At 70.5% G+C, this 22,836-nt stretch carries 19 protein-coding genes; 15 read left to right on the forward strand and 4 right to left on the reverse strand.

Features of this window, described 5'->3' with window-relative positions; genetic code table 11:
- Nucleotides 1-14 precede the first annotated feature (14 nt).
- From QM782_RS04445 to QM782_RS04460, 4 genes are read right to left on the reverse strand one after another with little or no spacing between them, the layout of a single operon-like run.
- Nucleotides 15-629, reverse strand: coding sequence for a hypothetical protein (locus QM782_RS04445; protein WP_415201717.1), 615 nt, complete (start codon nt 627-629; stop codon nt 15-17).
- Entirely contained in the window at nt 626-1,660 is a 1,035-nt protein-coding gene (locus QM782_RS04450; protein ID WP_415201718.1) for an HpcH/HpaI aldolase/citrate lyase family protein, read from the reverse strand. The genes QM782_RS04445 and QM782_RS04450 overlap by 4 nt, the downstream gene beginning before the upstream one ends.
- Entirely contained in the window at nt 1,657-2,448 is a 792-nt protein-coding gene (gene tam, locus QM782_RS04455; protein WP_415201719.1) for a trans-aconitate 2-methyltransferase, read from the reverse strand. Before tam ends, QM782_RS04450 begins: the two co-directional genes overlap by 4 nt.
- A gap of 16 nt (nt 2,449-2,464) precedes the next feature.
- Entirely contained in the window at nt 2,465-3,451 is a 987-nt protein-coding gene (locus QM782_RS04460; RefSeq protein WP_415201720.1) for a malate dehydrogenase, read from the reverse strand.
- A 157-nt stretch (nt 3,452-3,608) separates the two neighbouring features.
- Between QM782_RS04460 and QM782_RS04465 the strand changes: the two genes are divergently transcribed.
- The 15 genes from QM782_RS04465 (at nt 3,609) to QM782_RS04535 (ending at nt 22,812) form a co-directional block, all read left to right on the forward strand.
- Nucleotides 3,609-4,406 carry a GntR family transcriptional regulator gene (locus QM782_RS04465; protein ID WP_415201721.1) on the forward strand — a complete coding sequence of 266 codons (798 nt, stop codon included), beginning with the start codon at nt 3,609-3,611 and terminating at the stop codon, nt 4,404-4,406.
- A 137-nt stretch (nt 4,407-4,543) separates the two neighbouring features.
- Nucleotides 4,544-4,990: a succinate dehydrogenase, cytochrome b556 subunit gene (sdhC, locus tag QM782_RS04470; protein WP_415201722.1), complete on the forward strand. Its 447-nt coding sequence runs from the start codon at nt 4,544-4,546 to the stop codon at nt 4,988-4,990.
- Nucleotides 4,991-5,014: 24 nt separating this feature from the next.
- Nucleotides 5,015-5,383, forward strand: coding sequence for a succinate dehydrogenase, hydrophobic membrane anchor protein (gene sdhD / locus QM782_RS04475; protein WP_415201723.1), 369 nt, complete (start codon nt 5,015-5,017; stop codon nt 5,381-5,383).
- 2 nt (nt 5,384-5,385) lie between these two features.
- The gene (gene sdhA / locus QM782_RS04480; protein WP_415201724.1) at nt 5,386-7,194 is read left to right on the forward strand and encodes a succinate dehydrogenase flavoprotein subunit; all 1,809 of its coding nucleotides are present in this window, start codon (nt 5,386-5,388) and stop codon (nt 7,192-7,194) included.
- Nucleotides 7,195-7,210: 16 nt separating this feature from the next.
- A complete protein-coding gene (locus QM782_RS04485) occupies nt 7,211-7,912 on the forward strand; it encodes a succinate dehydrogenase iron-sulfur subunit (protein WP_415201725.1) in 702 nt (233 codons plus the stop codon).
- Between the two features lie 13 nt (nt 7,913-7,925).
- The gene (locus QM782_RS04490; RefSeq protein ID WP_415201726.1) at nt 7,926-8,201 is read left to right on the forward strand and encodes a succinate dehydrogenase assembly factor 2; all 276 of its coding nucleotides are present in this window, start codon (nt 7,926-7,928) and stop codon (nt 8,199-8,201) included.
- Nucleotides 8,202-8,211: 10 nt separating this feature from the next.
- Nucleotides 8,212-9,522: a citrate synthase gene (gene gltA, locus QM782_RS04495; protein WP_415201727.1), complete on the forward strand. Its 1,311-nt coding sequence runs from the start codon at nt 8,212-8,214 to the stop codon at nt 9,520-9,522.
- A 155-nt stretch (nt 9,523-9,677) separates the two neighbouring features.
- The gene (locus tag QM782_RS04500; RefSeq protein WP_415205587.1) at nt 9,678-10,649 is read left to right on the forward strand and encodes a LysR family transcriptional regulator; all 972 of its coding nucleotides are present in this window, start codon (nt 9,678-9,680) and stop codon (nt 10,647-10,649) included.
- 27 nt (nt 10,650-10,676) lie between these two features.
- Complete coding sequence (gene leuC / locus QM782_RS04505; protein WP_415201728.1) at nt 10,677-12,122, forward strand: 3-isopropylmalate dehydratase large subunit; 1,446 nt, start codon at nt 10,677-10,679, stop codon at nt 12,120-12,122.
- A gap of 13 nt (nt 12,123-12,135) precedes the next feature.
- Nucleotides 12,136-12,255, forward strand: coding sequence for an entericidin A/B family lipoprotein (locus tag QM782_RS04510; RefSeq protein WP_415201729.1), 120 nt, complete (start codon nt 12,136-12,138; stop codon nt 12,253-12,255).
- Between the two features lie 20 nt (nt 12,256-12,275).
- Entirely contained in the window at nt 12,276-12,929 is a 654-nt protein-coding gene (gene leuD / locus QM782_RS04515) for a 3-isopropylmalate dehydratase small subunit (protein ID WP_415201730.1), read from the forward strand.
- 32 nt (nt 12,930-12,961) lie between these two features.
- Complete coding sequence (leuB, locus tag QM782_RS04520; RefSeq protein ID WP_415201731.1) at nt 12,962-14,032, forward strand: 3-isopropylmalate dehydrogenase; 1,071 nt, start codon at nt 12,962-12,964, stop codon at nt 14,030-14,032.
- A 19-nt stretch (nt 14,033-14,051) separates the two neighbouring features.
- The gene (locus tag QM782_RS04525) at nt 14,052-19,190 is read left to right on the forward strand and encodes a RecQ family ATP-dependent DNA helicase (RefSeq protein WP_415201732.1); all 5,139 of its coding nucleotides are present in this window, start codon (nt 14,052-14,054) and stop codon (nt 19,188-19,190) included.
- Nucleotides 19,191-19,409: 219 nt separating this feature from the next.
- On the forward strand, nt 19,410-20,573 hold the full coding sequence (asd, locus tag QM782_RS04530) for an aspartate-semialdehyde dehydrogenase (protein WP_415201733.1): 1,164 nt from the start codon (nt 19,410-19,412) through the stop codon (nt 20,571-20,573).
- Between the two features lie 109 nt (nt 20,574-20,682).
- Nucleotides 20,683-22,812, forward strand: coding sequence for a FimV/HubP family polar landmark protein (locus tag QM782_RS04535; RefSeq protein ID WP_415201734.1), 2,130 nt, complete (start codon nt 20,683-20,685; stop codon nt 22,810-22,812).
- Nucleotides 22,813-22,836: the final 24 nt, after the last annotated feature.

Here is a 22,836-nt window from a genome sequence, read left to right on the forward strand (position 1 = left end):
ACGCGCCCGGGGCGTCAGCGCGCCTTGGCGGACGGCGATGCAATCGTCGTGCCGACCTGGACCTCGCGGGCACCGGCGGGCGTGCCGTCGAGCACGCTGGGCGGGGGCCGGAGCTTGAATTCCTCGGCCACGGCAACCTGCTGCGGACTCTTGCATTCGTCCGCCAGGCGCTGGCCGAGCTTGTGGTTCATCAGCATGGACTTGTTGGCCAGTTGCAGCCAGACGGCCCCGGCCTTGGCGTCCTCCAGCCGGATCGCCCCCGTGGAGGTCGGCACCGGCACCAGCCGGTAGTGGGTCTTGGCCATCTGCAGATCGAAGTAGCCCGGCTTGGCGGTGTCGGCCACCAGCTTGACCGAAGCACCCATTTCGCACGGCAGGTCGCCGACGTGCACGCGCTCGGCAATGGCCAGTTCGGCCGCGCCCAGCACTGCCTCGGCGGACGGCGAATGGGCCGCCAGGGCGCCGACGTCCAGCGGCTTGGCCGCCGGCTTGGCTTTGGACACTTTCTTGGCAGGGGCGGCCTTGGCGGGCGCCTTGGCCGGCGCCGCGCCATGCTTGGGGGTGGCGGTCTGCGCCGCCGCCGTGCCGGCCGCCAGGGCCAATGCCATGCTCAGGATCGCGGTTTTCATCGTTGCGCCTCCGTTGCCGGGCGGTGCGCGTCCCGGCGCTCGTCAAAGTAGGGTTGCATGTCGGGCGGCAGCGGCCGTCCGGTCTGGTGTGCACGCTCGAGCACCTGCCAGAAGTAGCGGTAGCTGGCGCGGTCGTGCAATTGTTTTTCGAACGCCACCGGCGCCCAATCCGCCGCCACGGCGGCCTGGATCAGGCGGGCGGCCCGTTCGATCTCTTCGGCGCCAGGCGCCATGGCCTCGATGATGGGCCGAATCTGTGCCGGATGGATGCTCCACATGCGGGTGTAGCCGAACTCGCGGGAAGCACGCCGGGCCGCAGCCTGCATGGCCTGCGGATCGGAAAATTCGGTGACCACGCAGTGCGACGGGACCTTGCCATACGCGTGGCAGGCCGAGGCGATCTCCAGCTTGGCGCGCACGACCAGCGGATGCGTGAACTGGCCCTGCGCGCCCATGGCTTCGGCCGGGATCGCACCGCCGTGCGCGGACACGAAGTCCATCAGGCCGAAGCTGATGGACTGCACGCGCGGATGCGCGGCGATCTCGAAGGCGCGGTGCACGGCAGCCGGCGACTCGATCAGCACCTGCAGCGGCAGATCGACCGCCCCGGCCGCCAGCAGGGCCTGCTCGGCCTGCTGCACATCCTGCACGGACTCGACCTTGGGCACCATGATGTGCGCCAAGCGGCTGCCGGCCTGGCCGGCGATCGTGGCCATGTCCGCCGCGAAGGCCGGATGGTCCACCGGGTGCACGCGTGCCGCCACGCGGGCCCGCGGATCGGCCGCCTGCGCCAGCGCCACGACCAGCGCCGCGTGGTCCGCCTCGCCGCCGACCGGCGCACCGTCCTCGCAGTCCAGCGTCACGTCGAACACGCAGGCGCCGAACTCCTCGATCATTTCGGCCTGCAGCTGCAGGCTCTTGCGCATGCGTTGCTCGACGCCACTGTAGTGGTCGCAGACGGGCAGCACGACCAGACCGGCGTGCGAGCCCAGCAGCACGTCGCGCGGATGGGCGGAGGCAGGTGGATTCATGGGTGCGGAGGCTTGTGCGCCACGAGGAACAGGCGCGGGAACGCCAGCAGCCGTCGCCCGTCGCTGCGCGGCGGATAGGCCGCGTCGATACGGCGTGTGTACTCGGCCACGAAGCCGGCCTGCTGCGCGGCCGTCGGCAGCCGGTCCAGGAAAGGCCGCAGGCCGGTGGCGCGCAGCCAATCGACGATGGCTTCGGCCGAGTTCATGCGGTGCTGGTAGACGGTATGCCAGATGTCGACCTCGGCCGCCAGCGGCGCCAGCAGGTCGTAGTAGTCGGCCACGCCCAGCAGCGGCGTGCGCACGCGGGAGGCGTCGCCGATGGCGACACGCCAGGCCGGCTCGGCCGCGACCTCGCGCATCAGGCGGTGCGAGGGCTGCTGCAGGTTGTCCGGCATCTGCACGGCCAGCACGCCGCCGGGCGCCAGCTGCGCGAACAGCCGGGGCAGCAGCCGCGCATGGTCGGGCACCCACTGCAAGGCCGCGTTGGCGTACAGCAGGTCCGGGGCCGCACCCTCGGCGGCGGCCCACCCGGCGATGTCAGCCTCCACGAAATGCACTGCCGGCAGGCGCTCGCGGGCGCTCTCCAGCATGCTGGCCGAACTGTCCAGCCCCGTCACCTCGGCCCCGGCGAAGCGCCGAACCAGCAGTTCGGTGGAGTTGCCCGGGCCGCAGCCCAGGTCGACGACCCGGGCCGGTGCCTGCAGCGGCACGCGCGCCAGCAACTCGGCGGCCGGGCGTGTGCGCTCGTCCTCGAAACGACGGTACAGCGCCGGATTCCAGTCGCGCATGGCCGGACGGACAGGATCAGAGCAGGTGGGCGACGCCGGCCTGCTCGTCCTGCAGCTCCTTCAGGGTCTTGTTGATGCGCTCCTGGCTGAACGCGTCGATCTCCAGGCCTTCGACGACATGGTATTCGCCGTTGGCCGTGGTGACCGGGAAGCCGAACATCACGTCCTTCGGGATACCGTACTGGCCATCCGACGGAATGCCCATCGTGACCCACTTACCGTTGGAACCCAGCGCCCAGTCGCGCATGTGGTCGATCGCCGCGTTGGCGGCCGAGGCGGCGGACGACAGGCCGCGCGCGTCGATGATGGCGGCGCCGCGCTTGCCCACGGTGGGCAGGAACACGTCGGCGTTCCAGACCTGGTCGTTGATCAGGTCCTTGACGCTCTTGCCGCCGACCGTGGCGAAGCGGTAGTCGGCGTACATGGTGGGCGAGTGGTTGCCCCAGACCGTCAGCTTCTCGATGTCGGCGACCTTGGTGCCGGTCTTGGCGGCGACCTGGCTCAGCGCGCGGTTGTGGTCCAGGCGCAGCATGGCGGTGAAGTTCTTGCGCGGCAGGTCCGGCGCGCTCTTCATCGCGATGTAGGCGTTGGTGTTGGCCGGGTTGCCGACCACCAGCACCTTGACGTTGCGGCTGGCCACGGCGTTCAGCGCCTTGCCCTGGGCGGTGAAGATCTGGGCGTTGGCGGCCAGCAGGTCGGCCCGTTCCATGCCGGGGCCGCGCGGACGGGCGCCGACCAGCAGCGCGTAGTCGGTGTCCTTGAACGCGGTGTTGGCGTCGCCATGGGCTTCCATGCCGGCCAGCAGCGGGAACGCGCAGTCCTCCAGTTCCATCATCACGCCCTTGAGCGACTTCTGCGCCTTCTCGTCCGGGATCTCCAGCAGTTGCAAGATCACCGGCTGGTCCTTGCCCAGCATCTCGCCCGAAGCGATGCGGAACAGGAGGGCGTAACCGATTTGACCAGCGGCACCGGTGACGGCCACGCGGACAGGCTTTTTGCTCATGAGAAAGGCTCCGGAATGGAAGATGAGAAGAACCCCTGCCCGGACGCCGCACGGCGAACGCACCGGCCGAGGAACAGCATAGGAGTTTACCCGTGTTCGAGGGTTCGGGTCAATTTGTCTTATGTCTTATATAAGATAAGATTGCCCCGCCATGCCCATGCACAGTCCGCCCCCCGACGCCGAAGCTCCGGTCGGCGGCAGCCCGCCGCCGCCGACGCCGGCCTTCAGTCCGCTGTACCAGCAGATCAAGGGCCTGATCCTGCAGAGCCTGCAAGCCGGGGAATGGAAGCCCGGCGAGCTGATCCCGAGCGAGATCGAGCTGGCCGGCCGCTTCCGCGTCAGCCAGGGCACGGTGCGCAAGGCCGTGGACGAACTGGCCGGCGACAACCTGCTGGTGCGCCGCCAAGGCAAGGGCACGTTCGTGGCGACGCACACCGAGCAGCACGTGCGCTACCGCTTCCTGAAGCTGGTGCCCGACGACGGCGACCTGGACCGCGAAGGTCCAGCGCAGCGCCGCTTCCTCGAATGCCGGCGCAGCCGTGCCAGCGCCGAGATCGCACGGGCACTGGGCCTGCGCACCGGGGATGCCGTGATGCAGGTCCGGCGCGTGCTGTCCTTCGCGGGCCAGGGCGCCGTGCTGGTGCCGACGATCCTGGAAGACCTGTGGCTGCCCGGCGGGCCGTTCAAGGGCCTGACCGCCGAGCTGATGGCCGCGTTCCGCGGACCGACGTACGCGCTGTTCGAGACCGAGTTCGGGGTGCGCATGGTGCGCGCCGAGGAAAAGATCCGCGCCGTGCTGCCGGACGCGGAGCAGGCCGGGATCCTGCAGGTCTCCACCGGCACGCCGCTGCTGAGCGTGGAACGCGTCGCCTACACCTACAACGACGCCCCGATGGAGCTGCGCCGCGGGCTGTACCGGACGGACACCCACCACTACCGCAACGACCTGAGCTGAAGCGGCTCCGGCCCTGGAGCCGCCTGCGCGACCGGCGATGCAACGCTTGGTCGCAGTTCGCTTGTTGCGTTGCAATAGAATTTTGGGTTGACCGCTCGACACAATTACAAGGCAGTTACATCCACGAAAGCCAATTCATGACCGAAACCGCCTCTTCAGCCCGGCCGCAGCGCCCCCAGTTCCGCAACATCAACATCTTCACGGATGTGCGCACCTACCGCCTGCCGCCGGCGGGCTGGGTGTCGATCCTGCACCGCGTCAGCGGCGTGCTGATGTTCGTGCTGATGCCGTTCATCATCTGGATGTTCGATACCTCGGTGTCCTCCGAGCTGTCCTTCGCGCGTTTCAAGGCGGCCTTCAACGTCGGGCTGGGCTGGGTGCCGGGCTGGTTCCTCAAGCTGGTCGTGCTGGCGCTGATGTGGGCCTACCTGCACCACTTCATCGCCGGCCTGCGCCACCTGTGGATGGACGTCAGCCACGACGCGGTCAGCAAGCAGTTCGGCAAGACCTCGGCCATCACGGTGCTGGTGCTGAGCCTGGGCCTGACGCTGGTCCTGGGCCTGAAGCTGTTCGGCGTGTACTGATCCCACGAGAAGGAAGAGTCCCCCATGGCTGTCAACTACGGATCCAAGCGCCTCGTCGTCGGCGCGCACTACGGCACGCGCGACTGGCTGGCGCAGCGCGTCACCGGCGCGCTCATGGCCCTGTTCACGGTGATCGTGCTGGCCCAGCTGCTGCTGAGCCGCGGCCCGATCGGCTACGACCTGTGGGCCGGCATCTTCGCCGCCCAGTGGATGAAGGTGCTGACCTTCACCGTCATCCTGGCCCTGCTCTACCACGTCTGGGTGGGCATCCGCGATGTGCTGATGGACTACGTCACCTCGGCGGTCTGGCTCCGTCTCGTGCTCCAGATTTTCACCATCATCTGGCTGGTCGGCTGCGCCGGCTGGGCCATCCAAGTTCTCTGGAGGCTGTGAGCATGGCGTACACCAAGCAAAGCATCAACAAGCGCAAGTTCGACGTCGTGATCGTCGGTGCCGGCGGCTCCGGCATGCGCGCCGCGCTGGAGCTGTCCCGCGCCGGCCTGTCCGTGGCCTCCCTGTCCAAGGTGTTCCCGACGCGCTCGCACACGGTGGCGGCGCAGGGCGGCGTGTCGGCCTCGCTCGGCAACATGTCCGAGGACAACTGGCACTACCACTTCTACGACACGATCAAGGGCTCGGACTGGCTGGGCGACCAGGACGCGATCGAGTTCATGTGCCGCGAGGCGCCCAAGGTCGTGATCGAGCTGGAGCACTTCGGCATGCCGTTCGACCGCAACCCGGACGGCACCATCTACCAGCGCCCGTTCGGCGGCCACACCGCCAACTACGGCGAGAAGCCGGTGCAGCGCGCCTGCGCCGCGGCCGACCGCACCGGCCACGCGATGCTGCACACGCTGTACCAGCAGAACGTCAAGTCCAAGACCAACTTCTTCGTCGAGTGGATGGCGCTGGACCTGGTCCGCGACGCCGACGGCGACGTGGTCGGCGTGACCGCGCTGGAACTGGAGACCGGCGAGCTGTACCTGCTGCAGGCCAAGGCCGTGCTGCTGGCCACCGGCGGCGCCGGCCGCATCTTCGCGGCCTCGACCAACGCCTTCATCAACACCGGCGACGGCCTCGGCATGGCCGCGCGCGCCGGCATCCCGCTGCAGGACATGGAGTTCTGGCAGTTCCACCCGACCGGCGTGGCCGGTGCCGGCGTGCTGCTGACCGAGGGCTGCCGCGGCGAGGGTGCGATCCTGCTGAACAGCAACGGCGAGCGCTTCATGGAGCGCTACGCCCCCACGCTGAAGGACCTGGCGCCGCGCGACTTCGTCTCGCGCTCGATGGACCAGGAGATCAAGGAAGGCCGGGGCTGCGGTCCGAACAAGGACTACATCCTGATGAAGCTCGACCACCTGGGCGCGGACACCATCCGCAAGCGCCTGCCCTCGGTGGAGGAGATCGGCCACAACTTCGCCAACGTGGACATCACCAAGGAGCCGATCCCCGTGGTGCCCACCATCCACTACCAGATGGGCGGCATCCCGACCAACGTCAACGGCCAGGTCGTGGTGCAGCAGGGCGGCATCGACAACCACGTCGTCAACGGCCTGTACGCCGTGGGCGAGTGCTCCTGCGTGTCGGTGCACGGCGCCAACCGCCTGGGCACGAACTCGCTGCTGGACCTGCTGGTGTTCGGCAAGTCCGCCGGGCGCCACATCGTGGACTTCGTCCGCGGCAGCGGCGAGCACAAGCCGATGCCGGCCGATGCCGCCGACCGCACGCTCGAGCGCCTGAACCAGCTGCAGGAGTCCAGGGATGGCATCTACGCCCAGGATCTCGCCAACGAGATCCGCAGCACCATGCAGCAGCACGCCGGCGTGTTCCGCACGCAGGCCAGCATGGACGAGGGCGTGGCCAAGGTCAACGCCATCCGCGAGCGCGTGGGCACGGTCACGCTGAAGGACAAGTCCCAGGTCTGGAACACCGCGCGCATGGAGGCGCTGGAAGTCGACAACCTGATCGAGGTGGCGCAGGCCACGATGACCTCGGCCGCCGCGCGCCGCGAGTGCCGCGGCGCGCACACCGTGTACGACTACGAGCACCCGGCCGACCATCCCGACTTCCCGCTCGGCCGCAACGACAAGGAATGGATGAAGCACACGCTGTGGCACAGCGCCGACAACAGCCTGACCTACAAGCCGGTCAACCTCAAGCCGCTGACGGTCGAGTCCATCCCGCCCAAGGTCCGCACGTTCTGAACAAGGTCCCATCACGATGAAGCGCACATTCCACATCTACCGCTACGACCCGGACAAGGACGCCAAGCCCTACATGCAGACCGTCGAGATCGAACTCGACGGCCACGAGCGCATGCTGCTCGACGCGCTGGTCAAGCTGAAGAAGCAGGATCCGTCCATCGCCTTCCGCCGCTCCTGCCGCGAAGGCGTCTGCGGTTCGGACGCGATGAACATCAACGGCAAGAACGGCCTGGCCTGCCTGACCAACATGAACACGCTGAAGGACCCGATCGTCCTGAAGCCGCTGCCCGGCCTGCCCGTGATCCGCGACCTGATCGTCGACATGACGCAGTTCTTCAAGCAGTACCACTCGATCAAGCCCTACCTGATCACGGAGAGCCAGGCCCCCGACAAGGAGCGCCTGCAATCGCCCGAGGAGCGCGAGGAGCTGAACGGCCTGTACGAGTGCATCCTGTGCGCGAGCTGCTCGACCAGCTGCCCGAGCTTCTGGTGGAACCCGGACAAGTTCGTCGGCCCGGCCGGCCTGCTGCAGGCCTACCGCTTCATCGCCGACAGCCGCGACGAGGCCACCGGCGCGCGGCTGGACAACCTGGAAGACCCCTACCGGCTGTTCCGCTGCCACACGATCATGAATTGCGTGGACGTGTGCCCCAAGCACCTGAACCCGACCAAAGCCATCGGGAAGATCAAGGAAATGATGGTGCTGCGCACCGTCTGATAACGTGGCACAGGTGCAGGAAGTCCTCGACGAACGCTCCCTGGCGCTGCTGCGCTGGCGGTGCCGCCGCGGGCTGCTGGAGAACGACCTGTTCCTCGAGCGCTTCTTCGAGCGCCACGGCTCCCGGCTCACGGTCTCCCAGGCGCAGGCGCTGTCCCGGCTGATGGAACTGGGCGACCACGATCTGCTGGACTTGCAACTGGCACGAAAGACGCTAGCCCAGGTCGGTCCCTCGCTGGACACCGCGGACACACGCGACGTTTTGAATCTGTTGAGAGAAAACCGCTGAAAGGGTGAACATGAAACTTGCCGAAAACAAAGCCACGCTGTCGTTCAGCAATGGCAGCCCCAGTGTCGAGCTACCGGTCTACCACGGCAGCGTGGGCCCGGATGTGATCGACATCCGCAAGCTGTACGCCCAGACCGGGATGTTCACCTACGACCCCGGCTTCCTGTCCACGGCCTCCTGCCAGTCCGCCATCACCTACATCGACGGCGACAAGGGCGAGCTGCTGTACCGCGGCTACCCGATCGAGCAGCTGGCGACGAATTGCGACTACCTGGAAACCTGCTACCTGCTGCTGAACGGCGAGCTGCCCAATGCCACCGAGAAGGCACGCTTCACCAAGCTCGTGACCAACCACACGATGGTCAACGAGCAGATGCAGTTCTTCCTGCGCGGCTTCCGCCGCGACGCGCACCCGATGGCCATCATGACCGGCCTGGTCGGTGCGCTGTCGGCCTTCTACCACGACAGCACGGACATCAACAACCCGCAGCACCGCGAGATCGCGGCGATCCGGCTGATCGCCAAGATGCCCACGCTGGTGGCCATGGCCTACAAGTACACCGTGGGCCAGCCCTACATGTACCCCAAGAACGAACTGTCGTATGCGGGCAACTTCCTGCACATGATGTTCGCCACGCCGTGCGAGAGCTACCAGGTCAGCCCGGTGCTGGAACGCGCGCTGGACCGCATCTTCATCCTGCACGCCGACCACGAGCAGAACGCCTCCACCTCCACGGTGCGCCTGTGCGGCTCCTCGGGCACCAACCCCTTCGCCGCCATCGCCGCCGGCGTGGCCTGCCTGTGGGGCCCGGCCCACGGTGGCGCCAACGAAGCGGCGCTGAACATGCTCTACGACATCCAGAAGGAAGGTGGCGTGGAGAAGATCGGCGAGTTCATCAAGAAGGTCAAGGACAAGAACTCCAGCGTCAAGCTGATGGGCTTCGGCCACCGGGTCTACAAGAACTACGACCCGCGCGCCAAGCTGATGCAGGAAACCTGCAACGAGGTGCTGACCGAGCTGGGCCTGGAGAAGGACCCGCTGTTCAAGCTGGCCAAGGAGCTCGAGAAGATCGCGCTGGAGGACGAGTACTTCGTCTCGCGCAAGCTGTATCCCAACGTGGACTTCTACTCCGGCATCGTGCAGCGCGCCATCGGCATCCCGGTGCCGCTGTTCACCGCCATCTTCGCGCTGGCCCGCACGGTCGGCTGGATCGCCCAGCTGAACGAGATGATCGGCGACTCGGAGTACAAGATCGGCCGCCCGCGCCAGCTGTTCACCGGCTCGCCGCGCCGCGACGTTCCGCCGATCGCCCAGCGCTGATCCCGCCGTCCCGGCCGAGCAGCCCCGCCGCCCTGTGCCGCGGGGCTTTCGTTTGCGCGCTCCGGCAGCAGGGGCATCGCGCATCACGATGCCTGCGGCGTGCATTCCGGTGGAAAATCGCCGCCCTCGTCGCCGTTGGCGATGACCGAGCCATGATGAAACCGTCCGAGCGCAACTTCGCCCGCCGCATCGACCTCACGTCGCTGCAGCTGTTCGTGGCCGTCTGCGAACTCGGCAGCATCGGCAAGGCGGCCGAGCGCGAGTTCATCGCGGCCTCGGCCGTCAGCAAGCGGCTGTCGGACCTGGAAGCCACGCTGCAGACCACGCTGCTGTACCGCCACGCGCGCGGCGTGGACCTGACGCCGGCCGGCGAAAGCCTGCTGCACCATGCTCGCTCGGTGCTGTTCAGCCTGGACCGCATGCAGGGCGAGCTCAGCGAGTACGCCGACGGCGTGCGCGGCCATGTGCGCGTGCACGCCAGCATCTCGGCCATCGTGCAGTTCCTGCCGGAAGACCTGGGCGCCTTCGCGCGGCGCCACGGCGGCATCAAGATCGACCTGGAGGAGCACCTGTCCAGTGCGGTCGTGCGCGCCGTGCAGGAGGGCGCGGCCGACCTGGGCATCTGCAACGCCGCGGTGGCCGAGCTCGCCGGCGGGCAGGCGCTGCAGACCCGCCCCTACCGCAGCGACCGCCTGGTGCTGGTCGTGCCGCGCGGGCACGCGCTGGCGGGCCGCGGGCCGCTGCCGTTCGAGGCCTCGCTGGCCTTCGACCACGTCGGCCTGCACAGCGACAGCTCCATCCACCTGGCCACGCGCAGCGCCGCGGCCGGCCTGGGCCGCACGATCAAGCTGCGCATCCAGGTCACCGGCCTGGACGCCATGTGCCGCATGATCCACAACGGCCTGGGCATCGGCGTGATGCCGCTGCGCGCCTTCGAGCTGACGCACGGCGTCGGCGCGCTGGAGCACGTGGCCTTGAGCGATGCCTGGGCGATGCGGCAGATCCGCATGGTCGCGCGCGACTTCGCGGCGCTGCCGGTCACGGCGCGGCTGCTCGTCGAGCACCTGGCGCCCGCCCCCGAAACCTCCGGCCGGCCGGCGTCCGAAGACGCCGCGCTGGCCGCCTGATCCCCACGCCACAACAAGGAAGACTCCATGAGCCTCACGACCAGCCAGACGGGTGCCCGCACCCTCTACGACAAGATCTTCGACGAGCACGTCGTGCACACCGAGGAGGACGGCACCGCCATCCTCTACATCGACCGCCACCTGGTGCACGAGGTCACCAGCCCGCAGGCCTTCGAAGGCCTGCGCCAGGCCGGCCGCAAGGTCTGGCGCGTCAGCTCCATCGTGGCCACGGCCGACCACAACACGCCGACCACCGGCTGGGAGCGCGGCTACGACGGCATCGCCGACCCGATCAGCAAGGAGCAGATCACCACGCTGGACGCGAACATCCAGGAGTTCGGTGCAGCGGCGTTCTTCCCGTTCATGCACAAGCGCCAGGGCATCGTGCACGTGATCGGGCCGGAGAACGGCGCCACGCTGCCCGGCATGACCGTCGTCTGCGGCGACAGCCACACCAGCACGCACGGCGCGTTCGGCGCGCTGGCGCACGGCATCGGCACCAGCGAGGTCGAGCACGTGATGGCCACGCAGACGCTGCTGGCCAAGAAGGCCAAGAACATGCTGGTCAAGGTCGAGGGCCGGCTGCCGCGGGGCTGCACCGCCAAGGACATCGTGCTGGCCATCATCGGCCGGATCGGCACGGCCGGCGGCACCGGCTACACGATCGAGTTCGCCGGCTCGGCGATCCGCGATCTCAGCATCGAGGGCCGCATGACCGTCTGCAACATGGCGATCGAGGCCGGCGCGCGCGCCGGCCTGGTGGCCGTGGACGGCAAGACCATCGACTACGTCAGGAACCGCCCGCTGGCGCCGACCGGCGTCGCCTGGGACCAGGCCGTCGCCTACTGGAAGACGCTGCAGTCCGACCCCGGCGCCAAGTTCGACGTCGTGGTCGAGCTGGATGCCGCGCAGATCAAGCCGCAGGTCACCTGGGGCACCTCGCCCGAGATGGTGCTGCCGGTCGATGCGCGCGTGCCGGACCCCGACAAGGAGAAGGACGCCGGCAAGCGCGCCGCCATCGAACGCGCGCTGACCTACATGGGCCTGGAGCCGAACAAGGCGCTGAACGACATCTTCGTCGACAAGGTGTTCATCGGCAGCTGCACCAACAGCCGCATCGAGGACATGCGCGAGGCCGCCGCGGTGGTCAAGAAGCTCGGCCAGAAGGTCGCCAGGAACGTCAAGCTCGCGATGGTGGTGCCCGGCTCGGGCCTGGTGAAGGAACAGGCCGAGCGCGAAGGCCTGGACCAGATCTTCAAGGCCGCCGGCTTCGAGTGGCGCGAGCCCGGCTGCTCCATGTGCCTGGCCATGAACGCCGACCGGCTGGAGCCGGGCGAGCGCTGCGCCTCCACCAGCAACCGCAACTTCGAAGGCCGCCAGGGCGCCGGCGGGCGCACCCACCTGGTCAGCCCGGCCATGGCCGCCGCGGCCGCGGTGCACGGCCACTTCGTCGACGTGCGCCAGTTCGCCTGAAAGGCCCCCTGCGATGAAGACCACGACCGCCCTGCTCGCCGCCGCGCTGCTGCTGGCCGGGTGCAACACCGTCAAGGGCGTCGGCAAGGACGTGCAGAAGGCCGGCCAGGCCATCGAACGCGCCGCCCAGTAACACCAGCAGAGAACACCGCCATGCAGAAATTCACCATCCACCAGGGCATCGTCGCGCCCATGGACCGCGAGAACGTCGACACCGACGCCATCATCCCCAAGCAGTTCCTGAAGTCGATCAAGAAGACCGGCTTCGGCGCCAACCTGTTCGACGAGTGGCGCTACCTGGACAAGGGCGAGCCCGGCGTGCCCGAGTCCCAGCGCAAGCCCAATCCGGACTTCGTGCTGAACCAGCCGCGCTACCAGGGCGCCTCCATCCTGCTGGCGCGCAGGAACTTCGGCTGCGGCTCCTCGCGCGAGCACGCCCCCTGGGCGCTGGACCAGTACGGCTTCCGCGCCATCATCGCGCCCAGCTTCGCCGACATCTTCTTCAACAACAGCTTCAAGAACGGCCTGCTGCCCATCGTGCTGGGCGAGGCGCAGGTAGCCAGCCTGTTCGACGAGTGCTTCGCGTTCCCCGGCTACCAGCTGACGATCGACCTGGAGCGCCAGGTCATCGTGCGGCCGCAGGGCGAGGAGATCGCGTTCGAGGTGCAGCCCTTCCGCCGCTACTGCCTGCTCAACGGGCTGGACGACATCGGCCTGACGCTGCGCTACGCCGACAAGATCCGCGCCTTCGAGGCCGAGCGCCTGGCCGCCAAGCCCTGGCTGGCCAACACCATGGCCTCGGCCTGAGCCCCTTTTCCCAACCCTCCACCACACCACCCATGAAGATCGCAGTTCTGCCGGGCGACGGCATCGGCACCGAGATCGTCGAGCAGGCCGTGCGCGTCCTGAACGCGCTGGCCCTCCCGTTCGAGATGGAGACCGCCCTGGTCGGCGGCGCCGCCTACGACGCCCACGGCCACCCGCTGCCCGAGGCCACCCTGAAGCTCGCGCAGCAGGCCGACGCCGTGCTGTTCGGCGCCGTCGGCGACTGGAAGTACGACACGCTGGACCGCCCGCTGCGGCCGGAGCAGGCCATCCTGGGCCTGCGCAAGAACCTCGGCCTGTTCGCCAACTTCCGCCCGGCCATCTGCTACGAGCAACTGGTCGACGCCTCCAGCCTCAAGCCCGAACTGGTCGCCGGCCTGGACATCCTGATCATCCGCGAGCTGACCGGCGACATCTACTTCGGCCAGCCGCGCGGCCGCCGCACGGCGCCGGACGGCCACTTCCCCGGCGCCGAGGAAGCCTTCGACACCATGCGCTACACCCGGCCGGAGATCGAGCGCATCGCGCGCGTGGCCTTCGAGGCCGCGCGCAAGCGCGGCAAGCGCGTGACCAGCGTGGACAAGGCCAACGTGCTGGAAACCTTCCAGCTCTGGAAGGACGTGGTCACCGAGGTCGGCAAGGACTACCCGGACGTCGCGCTGGACCACATGTACGTGGACAACGCCGCGATGCAGCTGGTCAAGGCGCCGAAGAAGTTCGACGTGATCGTGACCGGCAACATGTTTGGCGACATCCTGTCCGACGCCGCCGCGATGCTGACCGGCTCGATCGGCATGCTGCCCTCGGCCAGCCTGAACGCGAAGAACCAGGGCCTGTACGAGCCCAGCCACGGCAGCGCGCCGGACATCGCCGGCAAGGGCGTGGCCAACCCGCTGGCCACCATCCTGTCGGCCGCGATGATGCTGCGCTTCTCGCTGAACCAGGCAGAGGCCGCCGACCGCATCGAGGCTGCGGTGCAGAAGGTGCTGGCGCAGGGCCTGCGTACGCCCGACATCTGGAGCGAGGGCACGACCAAGGTCGGCACGCGCGAGATGGGCGACGCGGTGCTGAAGGCACTGGCCTAGGCCCGGGCCCAGCCGCCCCATGGCCGATGGCGATGCCGGGGGCGGCCTGGAATCCCGCTGCCTGTGCCTGGACATCGAAACCCGGCGCGACGACAGGACCGCGCTGCAGGAGATCGGCGCCTACCGCCCCGACCAGGGGCGCCGGCTGCACCTGTCCGGCCAGGCGCCGGATCTCGCGGCCCGGCTGGACGCCCTCACCGCCGGCGCCGCCTACCTGCTGGGCCACAACATCGCGGTGTTCGACCAGCCCGTCCTGCGGGTGCTGCATCCGGCGCTGGCGCTGCACCGGCTGCCGCTGGTCGACACGCTGGAACTGTCGCCCATCGCGTTCCCGCAGAACCCCTACCACCGGCTGGTCAAGGACTACAAGCTCTGCACGCTCGCGCGCAACGACCCGGTGCGCGACGCCGAGCTGGCCCACGCGCTGTTCGGCGAGCAGAAGCAGGCCCTGGTGCAGCGCATCCGCGACCACCCGGACGAGGCGCTGTGCCTGCACTTTCTGCTCACGCCGGCCGACGGCCCGGGCCTGCCCGCATTGCTGGCCGCCTGGCGCGGGCAGCCACGGCCTGCGCTGGCGCAGGCGGCATCGGCCTGGCGCCGGTGCACCGACGGCAAGGTCTGCCGGCGCGCGCAGGCGCAGCTGCTGGCGCACTGGCTGCCCGACCCGGCCTGGCACCAGCCGCTGGCCTACGTGCTGGCCTGGCTGCGCGTGGCGGGCGGCAACTCGGTGCTGCCGCCGTGGGTTCGGCACAACATCCCGCGCACGCGCGAGGCCATCGCCGCGCTGCGCGACACGCCCTGCGACGACCCGGCCTGCACCTGGTGCCGGGAACAGCACCAGCTCGAACGGCTGCTGCCGCGCTTCTTCGCCCCGTTCACCGCATTCCGCCCACTGCCCGCCACGCCCGACGGCCGCAGCCTGCAGCGCAGCATCGTCGAGCACGGCATGGCCGGCCGCTCCGCGCTGGCCATCCTGCCGACCGGCGGCGGCAAGTCGCTGTGCTACCAACTGCCGGCGCTGGCCCACTACTACCGCACGGCCGCGCTGACCGTGGTGGTGTCGCCGCTGCAGTCGCTGATGAAGGACCAGGTGGACAACCTGGTCGCCCGCGGCATCACCTGCGCCGGCTACCTCAACGGCCTGCTCGGCCCGATCGAGCGCCGCGCCATGCTCGACCGGCTGCGCCTGGGCGACCTGGGGCTGGTCTTCGTCGCGCCGGAGCAGTTCCGCAGCCCCGCGTTCGTGCAGGCGCTGGCGCAGCGCGAGGTGCGCGCCTGGGTGTTCGACGAGGCGCACTGCCTGTCCAAGTGGGGCCATGACTTCCGGCCGGACTACCTGTACGTCTCGCGCTTCATCCGGCAGTTCCAGCCGGCACCGTCGCCGGTGTTCTGCTTCACGGCGACGGCCAAGCCCGACGTGGTGCAGGACATCCTGCGCCATTTCGACCGGCAGCTCGGCCTCGCGCTGGTGCCGCTGGAAGGCGGTGTGGAGCGCATCAACCTCGCCTACGAGGTGCTGCCCGTGCCGACCGCCGCCAAGTTCGGCGAGACGCTGCGCCTGCTGCAGCAGGCGCAGCGCGAAGACGGCGGCGCCATCGTGTTCTGCGCGCGCCAGAAGACCGTGGAGGAGGTGGCCGCCTTCCTGAACCAGGCCGGGCTGGCCTGCGGCCACTTCCACGGCGGCATGCAGGCGGCCGACAAGCGCGCGGTGCAGGAGGACTTCATCGCCGGCCGCCTGCGCGTGATCGCCGCCACCAACGCCTTCGGCATGGGCGTGGACAAGCCCGACGTGCGGCTGGTCGTCCACCTGGACACGCCCGGCTCGCTGGAGAACTACCTGCAGGAAGCCGGCCGCGCCGGGCGCGACCAGGCGCCGGCACGCTGCGTGCTGCTGTACGACGACGCCGACCTGGACGTGCAGTTCCGCCTGCTCAAGAACGCCCGGCTGAGCCAGCACGAGATCCAGACCATCCTGAAGGCGCTGCGCGCCATCGAGCGCAAGGACCGCGCGCAGGGCGAGGTCATCGTCACCAGCGGCGAGCTGCTGATGGAGCTGCCGGACCAGCAGCGCATCGACCCCGACGCACGCGACGCCGACACCAAGGTCCGCATCGCCGTCGCCTGGCTGGAGGAGGCGCGCCTGCTGGAGCGCCACGAGAACCACACCCGGGTGTTCCCCGACAGCCTGCGGGTCGCGAGCCTGGACGAAGCCCGCGAGCGGCTGGCGCGCCAGCTCGGGCCGCAGGCCGACCTGCAGCCCTACCTGGACCTGCTGGCGCCGCTGCTGCAGGCCGATGCCGACGAAGGCCTGTCCACCGACGCGCTGGTGCTGGCCACCGGCCGCGACGCCCGCGCCGTGCAGGCCATGCTGCGCGAGCTGGACCGGTGGCGGCTGCTGTCCAACGACACCGAGATCGGCGTGACGCTGCAGCGCGCACCCGACACCGGCCAGCGCCTGGCCGAGCTCGAGCGGCTGGAAGACGCGCTCGTCGCCGCGCTGCGCGAGGCGGCGCCCGATGCCGGCCCGGACGACTGGCAGCTGCTGGACGTGCGCCGGCTGTGCGACCTGCTGCGGCGGCGCACGCAGCTCGACCTCGCACCGGAGCGGCTCACGCGCCTGCTGAAGTCGTTCGCCGAGCCCTTCGGCCAGGGCACGGGCCAGCGCGGCTTTTTCGCCCTGCGGCCGGCCGGCGCCGACCACCGCCAGCTGCGGCTGCAGCGCGACTGGCGCGACATCGACCGCATCCGCGCCCGCCGCCTGCAGCTGGCCCGGGCCCTGGTGCAGCAGTTCCTGCGCCTGCGCCAGGGCAACCAGCTGCTGGTGACCTGCCCGCAGGGCACGCTGGAAGCGCAGCTGCGGGCCGACGCCACGCTCGCCGGCCTCGACATCCGGGACTGGGACAGCGCCCTCGCCGCGGCGCTGCTGTACCTGCACGCCAACGAAGTGCTGCACCTGGCGCGCGGCAAGGCCGTGTTCCGTTCGGCCATGCGCATCGCGCTGAACCCCGAGGCGCGGCGGCGCCAGTTCAGCAAGGCCGACCACGCCGAACTGGCGCTGCACTACAAGGACAAGGTCGTGCAGGTGCACGTGATGGCCGAGTACGCCCGGCTGGCGCTGCGCAAGCTGCAAGCGGCGATGGACTTCATCGTCCACTACTTCGCGCTGGGCCGCGCCGAGTTCGTGCAGCGCTACTTCGCCGGCCGCAAGGAGGTGCTGGACATCGCCGCCACCGAGGCCACGCACCGCCGCGTGCTGACCGACCTGGCCAATCCCGCGCAGCAGGCCATCGTCGCCGCCCCGCTGGAGGGCAGCCAGCTGGTGCTGGCCGGGCCCGGCTCGGGCAAGACGCGGGTGATCGTGCACCGGGTCGCCTGGCTGCTGCGCGAATGCATGGTGCGGCCCGAGGAAATCATGGTGCTGGCCTACAACCGCTCGGCCGCCTCGGAGATCCGGCGCCGGCTGTGGGCGCTGGCCGGCGCCGACGCCGGCGGCGTGACCGTACAGACCCTGCACGGCTTCGCGATGCGGCTGACCGGCACCAGCTACGCGGTGGCCAGCGAGCACGGCGAGGAAGTGGACTTCTCCGCCGTGATCCGCCAGGCCACGGCCAGCCTGCAGCAGGCCGACGCGGGCGAAGGCGCCGGTGCGTCCGCCGCGCGCGACCGGCTGCTGAGCGGCCTGCGCTTCCTGCTGGTCGACGAATACCAGGACATCAACGGCGAGCACTACGCGCTGATCAGCGCCATCGCCGGCCGCACGCTGCACGGCGAGGAAGACCGCCTGTCGCTGATGGCCGTCGGCGACGACGACCAGAACATCTACGCCTTCGGCGGTGCCAGCGCGGCCTACATCCGGCAGTTCGAGGCGGACTACCAGGCCCGGCGCCACAGCCTGCTGGAGAACTACCGCTCCACCGCCCACATCGTGCAGTGCGCCAACCGCGTGATCGCGCCGGCGCGCGGCCGCATGAAGGACGGCCAGCCGCTGCGCGTCGACCACGCCCGCCGCGCGGAGCCGGACGGCGGTGCCTGGGCCGCGCGCGACCCGCTGGCCGGCGGCCGGGTCCAGGTGCTCGAAGTGCCGCCGCAGCCGCTGCAGGAAGCCGCCCTGGCACTGGACGAACTGCAGCGGCTGCATGCGCTGGCGGCCGATGCCGGCAGCGCCGGCTGCTGGGGACGCTTTGCCGCCATCGCGCGCCGCAAAGCCGATCTCGATGCCCTGGCCGCGCTTTGCCGCGCGCGCGGCATGCCGGTGCAGCTGCTGCACGACAGCCGATCCGTCCGCCTGCACCAGACCCGCGAAGGCGCGGCCCTGCGCGCCCTGCTGCAAGGCGCGGCGCGCCGCACCCCGCGCAGGCGGATGCAGGTGCGTCCGGGCGCCCTGAGCCGCTGGTTCCGGCGCCGCCACGGCCAGCCGGTGGACGGCTGGATCGCCCACCCCTGGCGCGCAGCGCTGGCCCGCTTCATTCGCGACGCCGAAGGCGCGGCGGGCGGCTACCCCCTGCTCGCGGGCGACGTGGTCGAGGCGCTGCACGAGCACGCCGGCGCCGTGCAGGGCGACGCCCCGGCCAACGCCCCGATGACGCTGATGACCGCGCACCGCGCCAAGGGCATGGAGTTCGACCACGTGCTGATCCTCGACGCCGGCGGCTGGCTCGACGGCAGCGACGACGAACGCCGGCTGTACTACGTCGCGATGACGCGCGCCCGCCTGACGCTGACACTGTGCGAACGCGCGGGAAGCCGCCATCCCTTCGTGCGCGCCACCGACGGCCTGGCCCTGCGCGCGCGCCCCATGCCGGCGCCAACGCTGCCGGCAGGCTGGACGCGCGTGGCCGGTGCCGGCCCGGCCGACGTGGTGCTGTCCTGGCCGGCCCGCGCCGCCCCCGCCGTGCACGCGGCCATCGCCGCGCTCGACGTCGGCGCGCCGCTCGCGCTGCGGCGGCGTGGCGACGGGCAGGAAGGCTGGGAGCTCGCCGACGCCGCCGGCCGCACGGTGGGCCGCATGGCCAGGCGCTTCGCGCCGCCGCCGGGCCGGCTCGTGCAGGTTCGCGTCGCCGCCCTCCTCGCGCGGCGTGCCCGCCCGCAGGAGACGGCCCGCGTGCCGGCGTGGGAAGTGGTGCTGCCGGAGTTCGAGTGGGCCGAAGCCGGCGGCTGACGCCATATGGCTACAATTGCGCCTTATGTCCGCCGCCGCCCTCCTTCTCGCATACCCCACGCCCTGCGGCGTGGCTGCGGCAGCCGGCATCTCCACCAAAACCACGACCACCATTCGGGGCTGATCCAGCCTGGTTCGTCGTGCGCCCTTCCTGGCCTCGAACGAGCCAGGCGATCAGTCCGTACGGCGCTGTTTGTTTTTACTTGAAAGGGCAATGTGATGAAGGTAGGTAATCTGGTCGGCCTCGTCGGCTGGCGCGGCATGGTCGGCTCCGTGCTGATCGACCGCATGCAGGCCGAGGGCGATTTCGAGCTGATCGAGCCAGTGTTCTTCTCGACCTCCAACGCCGGCGGCAAGGCCCCGGCGCAGGCCAAGAACGAGACCACGCTCCAGGACGCCTACGACATCGACGCGCTCAAGCGCTGCGACATCATCGTCACGGCCCAGGGCGGCGACTACACCACCGAGGTCTTCGGCAAGCTGCGCGCGGCCGGCTGGAACGGCCACTGGATCGACGCCGCCTCCACGCTGCGCATGAAGGACGACGCCGTCATCGTGCTCGACCCGGTCAACCTGCCCGTCATGCAGCGCGCGCTGGCCAAGGGCGGCCGCAACTGGATCGGCGGCAACTGCACGGTCAGCTGCATGCTGATGGGCGTGGGCGCGCTGTACAAGGCCGGCCTGGTCGAGTGGATGACGACCATGACCTACCAGGCCGCCTCCGGCGGCGGCGCCCAGCACATGCGCGAGCTGCTGACGCAGTTCGGCACCCTGCACGCCGAGGTGCGCGAGCTGCTGCAGGACCCCAAGTCCGCGATCCTGGAGATCGACCGCAAGGTGCTGGCCCGGCAGAAGAGCCTGAGCGCCGACGAGACCGCCAACTTCGGCGTGCCGCTGGGGGGCAGCCTGATCCCCTGGATCGACAAGGACCTGGGCCTGGGCAAGTCGCAGGGCGACGCCGACTGGGGCGTCAGCCGCGAGGAATGGAAGGGCGGCGCCGAGACCAACAAGATCCTGGGACAGGGCCCGTCCTTCGGCACCGCCATCACGCCGGTGGACGGCTTCTGCGTGCGCGTCGGCGCCATGCGCTGCCACAGCCAGGCGCTGACCTTCAAGCTCAGGAAGGACGTGCCGCTGGCCGACATCGAGGCCATGATCGCCGCCGACAACGACTGGGTGCGCGTGGTGCCGAACACGCGCGAGGACACGCTCAAGAGCCTGACGCCCGTGGCCGTGACCGGCACCCTGGACATCCCGGTCGGCCGCATCCGCAAGCTGGCCATGGGGCCGGAGTACGTGGGCGCCTTCACGATCGGCGACCAGCTGCTGTGGGGCGCGGCCGAGCCGCTGCGCCGCACGCTGCGGGTGCTGCTGCAGGCCTGATCGCCCGCCGCCGCAGGCCGCGGGCCTGCGGCCGGCCGTCGGCTTGTCACCCCCAGGCATTGCTGCTACCGTTGTTTTTTGAACCCATGGATGCCCATCCATTTGCTGCATGATGATTCGAACCCCTGCTGCTGATCCGGCGTCGGTCGCGCCACCGAAGAAACCGGGACGGCAGGGTTGGAAGCGCAGCATCCTCGCCGCCGCGGTGGCGGGTGCGCTGGGGGCCGCGCTGTCGCCGGCGCAGGCGCTCACGCTGGGCCGCCTGAAGGTGCACTCCGCGCTCGGCGAGCCGCTGCGGGCCGAGATCGAGCTGCCGGACATCACGGTCGACGAAGAACGCACGCTGCGCCCCTCAGTCGCCGGACCGGAAGCCTTCCGCGCCGCGGGCCTGGACTACAACGCCGCGCTCGCGGGCCTGCGCATCACGCCGCAGCGCCGGCCCGATGGCCGCATGGTGCTGCTGCTGAGCGGCGACCGGCCGGTCAGCGAACCCTTCGTCGACCTGATCCTGCAGGCCGACTGGGCCGCGGGCCGCGTGGCGCGCGACTACACGCTGCTGCTCGACCCGCCGCCGCAACGGCAGGCGCCGGAGGCGGCCGTGACGGCGCCGCAGCTGCTGCCCCAGGCCCCGGAGACACCGGCACCGACCCCTGCGCCGGCCCCCGCCCAGACCCTTGCGCCGGCCGCGCCACCGCCCGCGGCGCCGCCTTCCCCCCGCCCGGCAGCGCCCGTGGCGAGCGGCGCCGGCGGCAGCACATCCGTGACGGTGCGGCGCGGCGACACGGCCGGCCGCCTCGCGGCGGCCCACAAGGCGCCGCAGGTCTCGCTGGACCAGATGCTGGTCGCGATGCTGCGCAGCAACCCCGACGCGTTCATCGACGGCAACGTCAACCGGCTGAAGGCCGGCGCCGTGCTGACGCTGCCCAGCGCCGAACAGGCCTCCGGCGTGCCGCAGCCCGAGGCGGCGCGCGTCGTCGCGGCGCAGGCGCGGGACTTCAACGCCTACCGCGGCCGCCTGGCCGCGCAAGCGCCGACGGTCCGCAGCGACGCCGAGCGCTCGGCCAGCGGCCGCGTGCAGGCCGAGGTGGAGGAACACCGCCCCGCCGTCGCCACGGACCGGCTGACGCTCTCCAAGGGCGGCGTGCAGGGCCAGCGCGAGGAGCAGATCGCGCAGCAGAAGGCCGCCAGCGAAGCCGCCGAGCGCATGGCCGAGCTGTCGCGCAACATCCAGGAGCTGAACCAGCTCGGCGCGGGCGCCGCGACCGGGGAAGAGTCGACTCCGCCCGCCGCCGCCCCGGCGGCCGAGGCCGCCAGCGCCGCCACCGCGCCCGCGGTGGCGGTACCGCCGCCGGCCGTACCCGACGACGCCAGCGCACCCGGCCTGCTGCACCGCAACCCGCTGCTGCCGGCCGCCGCCATGGCGCTGCTCGCGCTGCTGGCCGGGCTGGGCGTCTACCGCCGGCGCCGCCGTGCTGCCGCAGCCAGCGCGGCGGCGCCGGCGACGGCCGACGGCCTCTTCACCGGCAGCGGCGGCAAGCACGTGGACACGGCCGCCGGCGCACTGGGCCCGTCCGACGGCGGCGGCAGGCCCGACCCGGTCGCCGAAGCCGACGACTGCCTCGCCCGCGGCCACGACCTGCAGGCCGAGGAAATCCTGAAGGAGGCACTGCGCACCGCGCCCGAACGCGCCGCCGCCATCCGCGCCAAGCTCGCGCAGATCCATGCCCGTCAGCGCGAAGCCGCTGCCGCCGTGGCCGGCGGAGCCGCGGCCAAGCTGGCAGCGGCTGCCGCCACGCCCTTCCAGGCCGTCGCCACGCCCTTCCAGGCCGCCGCCGCCACGAACGCCCCGGTGCTGCCGGACATCGTGCTCGACCTGGGCGATCTGGAGGCGCTGCCGCCCGCCCCGGCCGGCGCCGCCGGACCGCTCCGGCCCGACGACGCCTTGGACTTCGACGGGCCCACCGGCCAGCCGCTGCTGAGATCCCCGGCGGCGACACCTCCGGCACCCGGGCCCATGCCGTTCGACCTAGGCGCGCTGTCGCTGGACCTGGACGAGACGCCGGCACCCCGGGCGGCGCCGGGCGCCGGCGACCCGCTGGCCACCAAGCTGGCGCTGGCCGAGGAGTTCCGGGCCATCGGCGACCTCCAGGGCGCCCGCGCGCTGAGCGAGGAGGTGCTGGCCGAGGCCAGCGGCCCGCTCCGGGCCCGGGCGCGGCGCTTGCGGGACGCGCTGGGCTGAGCCCGGCATCCGCCACGGGAGAAC

Origin of the sequence: Pseudorhodoferax sp., from assembly GCF_047601025.1 — a bacterium.
Classification (GTDB): domain Bacteria; phylum Pseudomonadota; class Gammaproteobacteria; order Burkholderiales; family Burkholderiaceae_C; genus Pseudorhodoferax.